Genomic DNA, 13,172 nt, shown 5'->3' with positions numbered 1-13,172 from the left:
ACAACTTCCTCTCGCCGCTGAACATGCGCGGGCTGGGCCTGGCGATTTCCACCGTGGGCATCGCCGCCTGCACCATGCTGTTCTGCCTGGCGTCGGGGCACTTCGACTTGTCGGTGGGCTCGGTGATCGCCTGCGCCGGGGTGGTGGCCGCGATTGTGATGCGCGACACCGACAGCGTCATGCTGGGCATCGGCGCGGCGCTGCTGATGGGCCTGATTGTCGGGCTGATCAACGGCATCGTCATCGCCAAGCTGCGGGTCAATGCACTGATCACCACCTTGGCGACCATGCAGATCGTGCGCGGCCTGGCCTATATCTTTGCCGACGGCAAGGCGGTGGGGGTGTCCCAGGATCAGTTCTTCGTGTTCGGCAACGGCCAATTATTGGGCGTGCCGGTGCCGATCCTGATCACCATCGTCTGCTTCCTGTTCTTCGGCTGGCTGCTCAACTACACCACTTACGGGCGCAACACCATGGCCATCGGCGGCAACCCGGAAGCCGCGCTGTTGGCCGGGGTCAACGTGGACCGCACGAAGATCCTGATCTTTGCCGTGCATGGCCTGATCGGCGCGTTGGCCGGGGTGATCCTCGCGTCACGCATGACCTCGGGCCAGCCGATGATCGGCCAGGGCTTCGAGCTGACGGTGATTTCCGCCTGTGTGCTGGGCGGGGTGTCGCTCAGCGGCGGCATCGGCATGATCCGCCATGTGATCGCCGGGGTGCTGATCCTGGCGATCATCGAGAACGCGATGAACCTGAAGAACATCGACACCTTCTACCAGTACGTGATCCGCGGTTCGATCCTGCTGCTGGCGGTGGTGATCGATCGCATGAAACAACGCTGAGCTCCTTCCTTTGCATTAGCGGAAGAACTCGCCGGGAGTGGCGTCGAATTGCTGGCGAAACGCGTTGATAAACGCCGACGTGGATTCATACCCGCACGCCAACGCCACATCCGTCACCCGCTCGCCTTGCTCCAGGGCGGGCAGGGCGCCGAGCAGGCGCAAGCGCTGGCGCCAGGCGCGGAAGGTCAGCCCGGTGTCACGCAAAAACAGGCGGCTGAGGGTCTTCTCGCTGACCGCCAGCTTGCGGCTCCAATCCCCCAGCGTGGTGGGTTGCTCCGGGTGCAGCTCCAAACTGCGATAGATCTGCCGCAAGCGCGGGTCGAGGGGCAACGGCAGCATCAAATCCACCTGGGGCGCCGCCGCCAGTTGGTCCAGCACCACCTGGGCCAGCCTGCCGTCCGGGCCCTCTTCGGCATATTCCACCGGCAGTTCGCTGAAGCGGCGGATCAACTCGCGCAACAAACTGCTCACCTCCAACACCTGGCAACGTTCGTCCGCCCAGGCGGTGACGCTGCAATCCAGGTACAGGCTGCGCATCTCCGTGTGCGGCGAGCTGTAGACCCGATGCGGCATGCCCGCCGGAATCCACACCGCGCGCTGTGGCGGCGCGACGAAGCGGCCGACGCTGGTCTGGATCTCCAGCACCCCGGAAATCGCGTAGGACAACTGCACCCACGGATGGCTGTGCCGACGGGTCAAGGCGCGGTTGGGCAAGGATTCGGTGCGTCCGTACACCGGGCGTGGCAGGCTGGAAAGCCCGGGCACGCTGCGGCGGACGGTCTTGTCATGTCCTTTAGGCGGCATTTACTGGCTCATTGGCGTTAGTCGGTAATAAAGCGTTACGTTAGAGTCGCGATGACGTTCTTGGCAACCCCGGAAGATCCTGCTTATGACTCGCCCGCGTTTTCTGCCCGACAATTTCACCCTGACCCTGATTGCCACCGTGCTCCTTGCGTCCTTGCTGCCCGCCAGCGGCCAGACCGCCGTGGCTTTCGGCTGGGTGACCAACCTGGCCATCGCGCTGTTGTTTTTCCTGCACGGCGCCAAGCTGTCGCGCCAGGCCATCGTCGCCGGGGCCGGGCACTGGCGCCTGCACCTGCTGGTGTTCAGCCTGACTTTTGTGCTGTTCCCCTTGTTGGGCCTGGCGCTCAAACCGCTGTTGTCGCCGCTGATCGGCAAAGACCTGTACATGGGCATGCTCTATCTGTGCGCGTTGCCGGCCACGGTGCAGTCGGCGATTGCCTTTACGTCCCTGGCGCGCGGCAATATCCCGGCGGCGATCTGCAGCGCGGCGGCGTCGAGCCTGTTCGGGATCTTCCTCACGCCGTTGCTGGTGACGCTGTTGCTGAATGTCCACGGCGAGAGCGGTTCGACCGTCGACGCCATCCTGAAAATCAGCGTGCAATTGCTGTTGCCGTTCATCGCCGGGCAGATCGCCCGCCGCTGGATCGGCGAGTGGGTCGGCCGCAACAAGGCCTGGCTGAAGTTCGTCGACCAAGGCTCGATCCTGTTGGTGGTCTACGGCGCGTTCAGCGAAGCGGTCATCCAAGGCATCTGGCAGCAGATTCCGCTGTGGGAGCTGGGCGGCCTGGTGGTGGCCTGCTGCGTGTTGCTCGCCCTGGTATTGCTGGCGTCCACGCTGCTGGGCAAGGCTTTTGGCTTTAATCAGGAGGACCGCATCACCATCCTGTTCTGCGGTTCGAAGAAAAGCCTGGCGACCGGAGTGCCGATGGCCCAGGTGCTGTTCGCCGGGGCGACCATGGGTGTGTTGATCCTGCCGTTGATGCTGTTTCACCAGATCCAGCTGATGGTGTGTGCGGCGTTGGCGCAACGTTATGCGCAGCGCCCGGAAAGCATTCCGCAATTGATGGGGCAGGTGGACCCGTGATCGGTCTATCAGACATTTCTTAAAGCGACGAAAGGCCTAAAGCCTGCGTCAAAACGGACGACTCACTTCTTGTCAACCCAAGAAGGAGCGTCGACATGAACGTTATACGTTTGTCACTGGTTACAGGCTTCCTCGCTGTATGGACGGGGACGTGCATGGCGGCGCCGCAGGGTGGCGTCGTCCGATTCTACGGCAGTATCGTCGAGCCGGGCTGCACCACGGCGGCGGCGAGCGGCTCGATAATGGACTTGAAAGGCTGCCCGCAGGCCAGTCGCGGCAACCAGCTCGCGGTGCAGCCGGTCCGCAGCGTCAAGGCGGTGGGCGCGCCCAACGCCTATGTGCGGTTGATGGCCGACACCCCCAACGGACGTTATTACGACCAGCAGTATGTCCTGGTGGACGCCTTCGATAAGCCCATTCAGACGGGTAGCTACTTGATCACCCTGACCTCGCCCTGATCGATCGCGCAGGCGATTTGCCCCGGATGAGCGTCAACAGCCGCCCGAGAAACCTATAGAATGCTCGGCGGCGGCGCTTGTCCTGGGTGGCCGTTTGATCATCGTCAGAGTGCCGCGCCCTTCAATGAGCCTTTCAACCGCAACGCCCCGTGCCAACTGGCAACCGGTCATCGCCCTCGCGCTGGCCGCCTTTGTGTTCAATACCACCGAATTTGTGCCCGTCGGCCTGCTCAGCGCCATCGGCGCCAGCTTCGACATGCCCATTGCCAGCGTCGGCCTGATGCTCACCATCTATGCCTGGATCGTGTCGCTGACCTCGCTGCCGGTGATGCTGCTGACGCGCAACATCGAACGGCGCAAGCTGCTGATCGTGTTGTTCGGCCTGTTCATCGTCAGTCATATCCTCTCCAGCGTCGCCACCAGCTTCGGCCTGCTGATGGTCAGTCGGATCGGCATCGCCTTGTCCCATGCGCTGTTCTGGTCGATTACCGCGTCCCTCGCGGTACGCCTGGCGCCGGCCGGCAAACAGGTGCAAGCCCTCGGCCTATTGGCCACCGGCACGTCGCTGGCGATGGTGTTGGGCATCCCCCTGGGCCGCCTGCTGGGCGAAGCGATGGGCTGGCGCACCACGTTCCTGGTGATTGCGGCCTTCGCCGCCGGCCTGGTGTTCTGGCTGGCGCGCACCTTGCCGCTGTTGCCGAGCCAGAACTCAGGCTCCCTGCGCAGCCTGCCGCTGCTGTTCAAGCGCCCGGCGCTGGTGGCGCTGTACGTGCTCACCGCCATGGTGGTCACCGCGCAATTCACCGCCTACAGCTATATCGAACCGTTTGTCGAACGTGTCGCCGGCCTGAGCGGTAACGTCGTGACCCTGTTCCTGCTGGTGTTCGGCGGCGCGGGCATCATCGGCTCGCTGTTGTTCAGCCTGGTACACCGTTTCAACCCGCATCTGTTCGTGGTCGGTGCGGTGTTCCTGCTGGGCGCGTGCCTGGCGCTGCTGCTGCCGTTGAGCGGGGCCGAATCCTACCTCGTCGGCCTGAGCGTGTTCTGGGGCATGGCGATCATGGGCTTCGGCCTGGCCATGCAGTCCAAGGTCCTGGTGCTCGCCCCGGACGCCACCGACGTGGCCATGGCGATGTTCTCCGGCATCTACAACATTGGCATCGGCGGCGGCGCGTTGCTGGGCAGTTGGGTCGGCAGCCACTTCGGCTTCGCCTGGATCGGCGCGGCGGGCGGGTTGCTGGCCGCGCTGGCGTTGATCGGTTATTGCCTGGCGATCCGACGGTTCGGTCAGGGTGTCGCGCGCGACTGAAATCAGACAAGTCTTACAGGGCACTTTGATGCCTGTTGCTACCGTCTCCCAGGACCTCTCACATCCTGTGGTGACGGCGATCACCATGCCCTTCGATCAGGGCCGTGGTGTTTGAAAAGCAATGGAGTCGATTGTGCAAAAGCGTTTGACCGCAGAGTTTGCAGGTACCTTCTGGTTGACGTTCGGCGGGTGTGGCAGTGCCATCCTGGCGGCGGCATTCCCGACGCTGGGGATCGGGTTTCTGGGGGTGTCCCTGGCGTTCGGGCTCACCGTGCTGACCATGGCCTACGCGGTGGGCGGTGTCTCAGGCGGGCATTTCAACCCGGCGGTGACCATCGGCCTATGGGCCGGGCGCCGCGTTCCCGGTGCCGATGTGCTGCCTTACATCGCCGCCCAGGTCGCAGGAGCGATTGTCGCCTCTGCCGCCCTGTACGTGATTGCCAACGGGCAGTCGGGTTTTGAGCCGGGTGGTTTTGCCGCCAACGGCTATGGCCCGCTGAGCCCGGGCCAGTTCGACATGAAGGCGGCGTTGCTGGCCGAACTGATCGCTACGTTCTTCTTTGTCCTGATCATCATGCGCGTGACCGCACCGGGCGCGGTTGCCGGCTTTGCGCCGATTGCCATCGGCCTGGCGCTGACTTTGATTCACCTGATCCTGATCCCCGTGACCAACACCTCGGTCAACCCGGCGCGCAGCACCGGGCCGGCGTTGTTCGCCGGGGTCGAGTACCTCGCGCAACTCTGGGCGTTCTGGCTGGCGCCGATTGCCGGCGGGGTGTTGGGGGCGTTGGCGGCGCGCGGGTGGGAGGCGCGCAGCCCGGCTTGAATCGAAAAAGGGGGGAATCAAGCGCATTCCCCCTGCATCACGTCCAGGTCTGCACGTCCTGTGCATCCACCGGCTTGAAGAACGCATCTGCGATCTTCTGCTGCTCAGCCAACTGATCGATCGTCCCCGGTTACAGGTGCGGTTTCTCCCATTTCCCGGTCTGTACCCACTGCGCATACACCCCGATAAATACTGTTCCGATCTGAGCTTAGGGGGCTTTTTGTGCGTTTCGAGGCATCGGGCATAACCATAGAATTATATGGTTCTTTCATAATTGTCGCTGATTAATATAATCAAATTGTAGTTTTGTCGCGAGTGCCCTGCATGACGCAAGGCGCGCAATCTACCTAGCGAACACAATCATGGGAGTTTTTGCATGGCCGCTTTCGATCCTTTAACCCGCCGCCGCCTCCTGGGCATGGCCGGTATTACCCTGGCCAGCCCCTTGCTGCTGTCGCTGCCCCGCCTGGGCTTCGCCGCCGACGAGCACGCCGCGCACCACACGCCCCAGGAGCCCGCCGGCACCGGTGAGTTCATCCGCCTGGATGCGCCTCGCGCGTTGAAACTGGCGGTCAACCTGAATGCCGTGTGCCTGGCCCCGGTGGTGATCGCCCACGGTCAAGGTTTCTTCAAACAGCACAACCTGGATGTGGAACTGGTCAATTTCGGCAATTCCACCGAGGTGCTGCTGGAAGCCATCGCCACCGGCAAGGCCGATGCCGGTGTGGGCATGGCGCTGCGTTGGCTCAAGGCCCTGGAGCAGGGCTTCGACGTCAAGCTGACCGCCGGCACCCATGGCGGCTGCCTGCGTTTGCTCAGTGCGGCGAACGGCGGCGTAAGCACACTCGAAGCCCTCAAGGGCAAGACGATCGGCGTGACGGACATGGCCAGCCCGGACCGCAATTTCTTCTCGATCCTGCTCAAGAAGCACGGCATCGACCCGGTGCGCGACGTCGAATGGCGCCTGTACCCGGCCGACCTGCTCGGCACCGCCCTGGAGCGCAGCGAGGTGCAGGCGGTCAGCGGCAGCGACCCGTTCATGTATCGCCTGATCAAATCCGGCGTGGCGCGGGAACTGTCCACCAACCTGGTGGAGGCCTACGCCAACCTCAGCTGCTGCGTGGTCGGTGTCACCGGCAAGCTGGTGCGCGAAGACAAGCGGGTGGTCGCGGCGCTGACCCAGGCGATCCTCGAAGCCCATGACTATTCCGTGCAACACCCCGAGGTCGTCGCCAAGGGTTTCCAGGCCTATGCGTTGAACACCTCCACCGAAGAAGTCCAGGCGATCCTCCACGACCACACCCACGGCCACCATGCGGTCGGCACCGCGCTGACCGCGGAAATCACCACCTACGTCACCGACTTGAAAACCGTGGAAGTGATCAGCCAGGGCACCGACCCGCTGGCGTTCGCCAAGGAGATCACCGCCGATGTCTTCAGTTGACGCGACCACCCTCAACCCACCCGTGGCGTTCAAGATCGGGTGGCCGGTCCTGGCGGTGGTCGGCGCCTGGTTGGCCGTGGCGCTGCTGATCAGCTACTGGCCCAATGCGACGCGCGACTGGCCGATGACCCAAGGTTTGACCCATCTCTGCGTGGGCGTGGCGGCGGTGTTCGGGGTGTCGAGTGTGGCCGGGCGCCGGTTCGCCAGGCTCGGCCTGCGCCTGCGCGGAGCCGCGTCATGGCTGATCGCTTTACCGCTGCTGTTGGGCATTTGGGAGCTGCTCACGGCGAAACTCGCGCTGCTGCCGGTACCGTTCTTCGCGCCGCCCCAGGCCCTGCTCGCGGTGTATGTCGAAGACTACGTGCGCCTGGCCGACAGCCTGCTGCATTCGGCGTTGCTGCTCGGTGCGGGCGTGGCGTTGGGCGCGGCGACCGGGTTTATCGCCGGCGTGGCCATCGGTTGGTCGACGCGTATCGGCTATTGGCTGCATCCGGTGCTGCGCATCCTCGGCCCGGTGCCGTCGACGGCGCTGTTGCCGTTGTGCTTTTTCCTGTTCCCCAGCAGTTGGAGCGCCAGCGTCTTCCTGATCGCCCTGGCCACTTGGTTTCCGGTCACGGTGCTGACCTGGTCCGGCGTGGCCAGTGTCGATAAAGCCTATTACGACGTGGCGCGCACCCTTGGTGCAAAACAGCCTTTCCTGATTTTCAAGGTGGCGATTCCCGCCGCCTTGCCCCATGTGTTCGTCGGCCTGTTCATGGGCCTCGGCGCCTCGTTTTCGACCCTGGTGGTGGCGGAAATGATGGGCGTGAAATCCGGCATCGGCTGGTACCTGCAATGGGCCCAGGGGTGGGCGGCCTACGCGAATATGTATGCAGCGTTGTTAATCATGGCGCTGGCCTGCTCGGGGTTGATCAGCGGCTTGTTCCGGCTGCGCGACCACTTGCTGGCCTGGCAGAAAGGAGCGATGAAATGGTAGCCCTGGCAACCGCAGTAGAAGCCGCGGCGGGATTGGCGCTGCGCATCGAAAACCTGAGCCACGGGTTTGCCTTGGACGGTGAGCATCTGCCGGTGCTGCAGCGGGTTTCGCTGGACGTGGCAGCGGGGGAGTTCATTGCCTTGCTCGGGCCTTCGGGGTGCGGCAAGTCCACCTTGCTGCGTCTGGTCGCTGGGCTGGAACCGGTGGATTCCGGGCGCTTGCTCGCCGATGGTGAGTCGATCAGCGGCCCGGACCCGAGCCGCGTGGTGGTGTTCCAGGACCCGACCTTGTATCCGTGGCGCCGCGTGTGGGACAACGTCGCCCTCGGCCTCGAAGCCCAGGGCCTGCTCAAGACCCATGCCGCCAAAGTCGATGAGGCCTTGGAAAAAGTCGGCCTCAGCCAATTCGCCCGCGCCTTCCCTCGGCAACTGTCCGGCGGCATGGCGCAGCGGGTTGCGCTGGCCCGTGCGTTGGTGAACCAGCCGCGCCTGCTGATCCTCGACGAGCCCTTGGGCAAACTCGATTCCCTGACCCGCATCACCATGCAAAAGGAACTGATCGACCTGTGGCAACGCCAGGGCTACACGGCGTTGCTGGTGACCCACGATGTGGAAGAAGCCTTGCTCCTGGCCAACCGCGTGATCGTGTTCAGCGACCGCCCGGCGACCCTGCAGGCGCAATTGACCATCGAGCGGCCATACCCCCGGCACCGCGACGATCCTTATCTGGTGGACCTGCGCCGGCAGATACTTGGCTTGCTGGGGTTGGGGGAGAACTGGTAGGTATGACTTGATCAGTCTGAGCAGCGCCTGGCGACTCAATCTATAAAGCTGTCGATGACAAGGGCCGGTATCTGCATTGGGACGAGTTTCGTCGATATCCAGCGCCGGGTCTCAAGAAAGAGGCCGCATGGGCAGCTATCAAGATGTCCCTGGCTTGCGCGAGTAAGACCCTGGAGCTTCGCAGCGAGTGCGGCAGTGCTTTTTTTTTGTGCATCACTGACTTTTGTGAGGCGGTTGTTCACGGCGTCGAGTCGTTGACGTCCAGCTTGGGCGGGGCAGTGGCGTCTTCTCCCCAATACCGCGATAACACTCGGTATCTGGTGGACTCCTATATCCAGCGCGCAGTTGGAAGGCGCCGCGACGACTCGTAAAATCGCCAAGGACATGTTGGCCAAGGAGCGCATGCCTCAAGACGATGATGAGCGGATGATCCTCAATCCTGTTCCTCACCTCGCAATTGCACGCTCATCGCCTCGCAACTCTGCGCCCAGTCGCTCAGCCACTGCGGCAGGGGCGGCGATGTTTCGGCCAGCCCCAGCTCCCGCAGGAAATCCGCCGGGGGCAGGGTGCCCTTGGCTGAGCGGAACAGCCCGCGCATCACCACCACGCCGACCACCCGACCCTTGCTGACGAAACGGTGCTCCATCAGGCTCCACTTGTGGTCCCAGCCGAGTATGCGGGTGTGTACCTCGAACACTTCGAACACCTTGAGTTCGCGGCGGAACTTGCCCCAGGTATCGCCCACGATCGGCAGCGCCTTGTTGCGCAGGGCCACGCGAAAAGCGCCGGTGCGCAAGACAAAATCCATCCGGGCAACGTCCGCCAGGGTGAAGTAGCGGCCATTGGTGACATGCCGGTTGAGATCCAGGTCCAGCGGCCACACCCGCATGCGTACCACGGTGGTGGCCAGGCCATGGGCAGGCTTGCGCCAGGGGCGACAGCAGAGCATGTAGAGCAATCGAAACCAGAGATTCATAGAGACGCCACAGAGTTGAACAGTGGCAGCACTGTAAGGGCGCCAAATCGGCTAAGGTAGGTGCGCAAATGACTTATTTAATGCGAAAAGCGCAAAAAGGTCCGTGAATGCACATTACCTTGCTCCTGGCCGATCACTGCTCCGCCGCCAGCGCCACCCTGGCCCTGGAAATGCTCAGCGCCGCCAACCTGTTTGCCGACCATCCGCCCTTCGAGATCGTGGTCGCGTCCCTCGACGGCCAGGCCGTGAATGCCTGGGGCGGGCAGCGTCTGCAAGTGGCCTGTTCGACCGCGCAGATCGCACAGACCGACCTGGTGTTGATCCCCGGCTTTCTCTTCACCTTGAAAGAGGCTTTGCCGACGTTTGCCGCCTTCGGCCCCTGGCTGCGCGAACAGCATGGGCGCGGCGCCGTGCTGGCGTCGATGTGTACCGCCGCCTTTCTGTTGGCGGAAACCGGTGTACTGCAAGGCTTGCGCGCCACCACCCACTGGGCGTTTGCCGAGCTTTTCCGGCGACGCTACGCAGACGTAAGCCTCGATGACGCGCAGATGCTCTGCGAAGAAAACCGCGTGATCACCTGTGGTGGCGCCAGTGCGGCGATGGACTTGATGCTTCACCTGATCCGCCGCTTCGGCTCGCCGGAACTGGCTCACACCTGTGGCAAATACCTGCTGATCGACACGGTGCGGACGGTGCAGTCGGTGTACGCGATGTGGTCGTTGCCCAAGAGCCACGGCGACGCGCAGATACTGCGCGTGCAGCATTGGCTGGAGCAGCACTGCGCCGAGGCGCTGGTGATTGACGAGGTGGCCCGGCACTTTGGTTTTGGGGTGCGCAATTTCAAGCGACGTTTCAAGGATGCCACCGGCTATACACCGATCGCTTATGTGCAGACCCTGCGCCTGGAGCGCGCCAAGCAGATGCTGGAGTCGACGCGCATGACCCTCGAAAGCATCACCTATGCGGTGGGCTACGAAGACAGCAACTCGTTCCGGCGCCTGTTCCAGCAGCGGGTGGGGATGCTGCCGGCAGCGTATCGCAAGCGATTTCAGGCCAGTACCCGATAAGCAGGCGAAAAAAAACCGGCTGATCAGGCCGGTTTGGGGTGCCGCGCACACAGCGCGGGGTCAAGCGTTGTTGCCCTGCAGGCGATCTGCACCGCCTTCGGCCAGGCCACGTTCCTGCAGGCGATCAGCACCGCCTTCAGCCAGGCCACGTTCTTGCAGACGATCTGCACCGCCTTCAGCCAGGCCACGTTCCTGCAGACGATCTGCACCGCCTTCAGCCAGGCCACGTTCCTGCAGACGATCCGCACCGCCTTCAGCCAGACCACGTTCTTGCAAGCGATCCGCACCGCCTTCAGCGACGCGACGTTCCAGCAGGCGTTCAGCACCGCCTTCGGCGACACGGTTGCCTTGCAGACGCTCGGCACCGCCTTCGGCGACGCGGTTTTCGTTGAGGCGATCAGCGCCGCCTTCAGCGACGACTGGGTGGGCAAAAGCGTTTGCAGCAAGTACCGAGAAAGCGAGGCTAAGCAAGAGTTGGCGTTTCATGAGAGTGTGCTCCGAGTGTTTGATTAGGGTGTTGCCTGGTGTGGGTTTGATGTTACGCGTTGGTATTTTTAAGAGAACTTCATTGGGCTGATGGTGACTATCGACGCCAGCGATAGCCCGCGTCGGCGGGCTATCGTGCAGCCGTCATGGCATCTGCGGCAGTTCCAGAGGGCGCAGGTCAAATACCAGCACCTCGGCATCGTCACCGTGGCTCAGGCGGATCTGGCGCTCATCGCGCACGCGGGCTCCGTCGCCTTCCTGCAGGCGTTGGCCGTTGATCTCGACGCTGCCGCGGGCCACATGGATGTACACGTGGCGGTCCGGCGCCAGGTCCAGGCTTGCGCTTTCGTCAGCGTTGAATAGCCCGGCATAGACCCGTGCATCCTGGCGCACGTGAAGGGAGCCTTCGGCGCCATCCGGCGAGATGATCAACTGCAAGCGTCCACGTTTCTGCGCTGCGCTGAAGTGCTCCTGCTGATAGCGTGGCTCGGCGCCGGAGACATTCGGCACGATCCAGATCTGCAGGAAATGCACGCCACGGCTCTGGCTATGGTTGAACTCGCTGTGGGCCACGCCGCTGCCGGCGCTCATCAGTTGCACATCGCCGGGGCGGATCACCGAGCCGGTGCCCAGGGTGTCCTTGTGTTCCAGGGCGCCTTCGAGCACATAGGAGAAAATCTCCATGTCGCGGTGCGGGTGCTGGCCGAAGCCACGGCCTGCGGCGACGCGGTCATCGTTGATCACCAGCAGGTCGGAAAAACCCTGTTCGGCGGGGTTCCAGTAGTTGGCGAACGAGAAGGTATGGAACGACTTCAACCAACCGTGATTGGCGGCGCCGCGGTCGGAGGCTTTGCGAAGGGTCAGCATGGTGGTGTCCTCAAGTCAGAGCGGGCTGCGAAATGCAGGGCGCTTGCGTTGAGAAGAAGGTTACTGGTTACTGGGATATTCATTAAGAAGCTGATATCTGAATAACTGTCGCATTGAGGTTGACAGTTGCGGACGTGGCATAATACCCGCTGCCTTCCTTCCTGATGGACGTCTCCCTCTATGAACACCGTGGCCATGGCGCTGTTTCCGGACTTCCTCCTGCTCGACATGGCTGGGCCGCTTGAAGTGTTTTCGATTGCCAACCGCTACCTGCCAGCGGCGCAGCACTATCGGATCCTGATCGTCGGCACCGAGCCCGGCCCGCTGCGTGCGTCCAATGGTGTGGTCGTGCAGCCCGACCTGCTGCTGGCCCAGGCGCACGAGGCCTATGACCTGCTGCTGGTGCCCGGTGGTCCCGGTGCCTATAACGAATGCCACCCCGACCTGTTGCCCTGGCTCCAGGCCGCTGCTCCACGCGCGCGGCGCTTCGGCTCGATCTGCACCGGTGCCTTTGTGCTGGGGTATGCCGGGTTGCTCGACGGCCACCGCGTGACCACCCACTGGCATTACACCGAGCGGCTGATCAAGGCCTTCCCCCAGGCCGTTGTCGAAACCGACCGCATCTACCTGCAGGACGGCCGCCTGATCACGTCCGGCGGGGTGACGGCGGGCATCGACCTGGCGCTGTCGGTTGTCGCCCAGGACCACGGCAAGCAGGTCGCGGTGGACGTGGCCAAAGTGCTGCTGGTGGTGATGAAGCGCCAGGGCGGGCAGGCCCAGTTCAGCCCGATGACCGCCGCCGTGGCGCCCCAGGAAACCGCGATCACGCGGGTGCAGAGCCATGTGCTGGCGCATCTGGACCAGCCGTTCACCATCGAATCCATGGCGGCACTCGCCGGCATGAGTGCGCGGCACTTTGCGCGGTTGTTCGCCAAAGAGGTGCAGATGACGCCGATGGCCTTCCTGCAGGGCGCGCGCATCGACCGCGCCCGGCACCTGCTGGAAACCACCGACCTGCCGCTCAAAACCGTGGCCTTTCACGCAGGCTTTGGCAGCGTGCGGCATATGCGCTTTCTGTTCAGTGAAAAACTCGGCCTCAACCCCACCCAATACCGGCAGCAGTTCAGTTAACGACAGGATGTCCGTCTCGCGCACCCGATTGTCCGTATCGCTCCCCGTGCCAGCATTGTCCTGTTACAACGAGCTGGCAAGATAACGGCAGGCCCATGGAAGAAGGATGCGCGGAAG

General features: G+C 63.3%; 14 protein-coding genes. 10 read left to right on the top strand and 4 right to left on the bottom strand.

Annotated features, from left to right (window positions below; genetic code table 11):
* A partial coding sequence (gene araH, locus TU80_RS15425) for an L-arabinose ABC transporter permease AraH (protein ID WP_057004854.1) occupies nucleotides 1–845 on the top strand: 845 nt, incomplete at its 5' end.
* A gap of 15 nt (nucleotides 846–860) precedes the next feature.
* On the opposite strand, the gene TU80_RS15420 is transcribed toward araH, so the two are convergent.
* Nucleotides 861–1,649, bottom strand: a complete 789-nt coding sequence (locus TU80_RS15420; protein WP_046383880.1) for an AraC family transcriptional regulator — start codon at nucleotides 1,647–1,649, stop codon at nucleotides 861–863.
* Between the two features lie 85 nt (nucleotides 1,650–1,734).
* Between TU80_RS15420 and TU80_RS15415 the strand changes: the two genes are divergently transcribed.
* The 7 genes from TU80_RS15415 to TU80_RS15385 all read left to right on the top strand — a co-directional run bounded on the left by TU80_RS15415 (nucleotide 1,735) and on the right by TU80_RS15385 (nucleotide 8,528).
* Nucleotides 1,735–2,733, top strand: a complete 999-nt coding sequence (locus TU80_RS15415) for a bile acid:sodium symporter family protein (protein WP_046383879.1) — start codon at nucleotides 1,735–1,737, stop codon at nucleotides 2,731–2,733.
* Nucleotides 2,734–2,828: 95 nt separating this feature from the next.
* Nucleotides 2,829–3,191 (top strand): hypothetical protein, encoded by a 363-nt coding sequence (locus tag TU80_RS15410; RefSeq protein WP_046383878.1) that lies wholly within the window; start codon nucleotides 2,829–2,831, stop codon nucleotides 3,189–3,191.
* A gap of 124 nt (nucleotides 3,192–3,315) precedes the next feature.
* Complete coding sequence (locus TU80_RS15405) at nucleotides 3,316–4,500, top strand: sugar transporter (protein ID WP_057004849.1); 1,185 nt, start codon at nucleotides 3,316–3,318, stop codon at nucleotides 4,498–4,500.
* 121 nt (nucleotides 4,501–4,621) lie between these two features.
* On the top strand, nucleotides 4,622–5,326 hold the full coding sequence (aqpZ, locus tag TU80_RS15400; protein ID WP_046383876.1) for an aquaporin Z: 705 nt from the start codon (nucleotides 4,622–4,624) through the stop codon (nucleotides 5,324–5,326).
* Between the two features lie 376 nt (nucleotides 5,327–5,702).
* Nucleotides 5,703–6,770, top strand: coding sequence for an ABC transporter substrate-binding protein (locus tag TU80_RS15395; protein WP_057004848.1), 1,068 nt, complete (start codon nucleotides 5,703–5,705; stop codon nucleotides 6,768–6,770).
* Nucleotides 6,757–7,746, top strand: a complete 990-nt coding sequence (locus TU80_RS15390) for an ABC transporter permease (RefSeq protein WP_082643849.1) — start codon at nucleotides 6,757–6,759, stop codon at nucleotides 7,744–7,746. The genes TU80_RS15395 and TU80_RS15390 overlap by 14 nt, the downstream gene beginning before the upstream one ends.
* Nucleotides 7,740–8,528 carry an ABC transporter ATP-binding protein gene (locus tag TU80_RS15385; RefSeq protein ID WP_057004847.1) on the top strand — a complete coding sequence of 263 codons (789 nt, stop codon included), beginning with the start codon at nucleotides 7,740–7,742 and terminating at the stop codon, nucleotides 8,526–8,528. Before TU80_RS15390 ends, TU80_RS15385 begins: the two co-directional genes overlap by 7 nt.
* Nucleotides 8,529–8,961: 433 nt before the next feature.
* Here the strand turns inward: TU80_RS15385 and TU80_RS15375 are convergent, their stop codons facing one another.
* On the bottom strand, nucleotides 8,962–9,504 hold the full coding sequence (locus TU80_RS15375) for an acyl-CoA thioesterase (protein WP_082643848.1): 543 nt from the start codon (nucleotides 9,502–9,504) through the stop codon (nucleotides 8,962–8,964).
* Nucleotides 9,505–9,611: 107 nt separating this feature from the next.
* Between TU80_RS15375 and TU80_RS15370 the strand changes: the two genes are divergently transcribed.
* Nucleotides 9,612–10,571, top strand: a complete 960-nt coding sequence (locus tag TU80_RS15370) for a GlxA family transcriptional regulator (RefSeq protein ID WP_057004844.1) — start codon at nucleotides 9,612–9,614, stop codon at nucleotides 10,569–10,571.
* A 60-nt stretch (nucleotides 10,572–10,631) separates the two neighbouring features.
* Here the strand turns inward: TU80_RS15370 and TU80_RS31615 are convergent, their stop codons facing one another.
* On the bottom strand, nucleotides 10,632–11,057 hold the full coding sequence (locus TU80_RS31615) for a hypothetical protein (protein WP_079443559.1): 426 nt from the start codon (nucleotides 11,055–11,057) through the stop codon (nucleotides 10,632–10,634).
* A gap of 144 nt (nucleotides 11,058–11,201) precedes the next feature.
* Nucleotides 11,202–11,924, bottom strand: coding sequence for a pirin family protein (locus TU80_RS15360; RefSeq protein ID WP_046383868.1), 723 nt, complete (start codon nucleotides 11,922–11,924; stop codon nucleotides 11,202–11,204).
* Between the two features lie 180 nt (nucleotides 11,925–12,104).
* Here TU80_RS15360 and TU80_RS15355 point away from each other — a divergent pair, with 180 nt between their 5' ends.
* On the top strand, nucleotides 12,105–13,055 hold the full coding sequence (locus TU80_RS15355) for a GlxA family transcriptional regulator (RefSeq protein ID WP_046383867.1): 951 nt from the start codon (nucleotides 12,105–12,107) through the stop codon (nucleotides 13,053–13,055).
* Nucleotides 13,056–13,172: the final 117 nt, after the last annotated feature.

The sequence above is a fragment of the Pseudomonas veronii genome (assembly GCF_001439695.1).
GTDB lineage: Bacteria > Pseudomonadota > Gammaproteobacteria > Pseudomonadales > Pseudomonadaceae > Aquipseudomonas > Aquipseudomonas veronii.
Note: the sequence above shows the minus strand (reverse complement) of the source record. Positions and strands in the feature narration are given on the sequence as shown.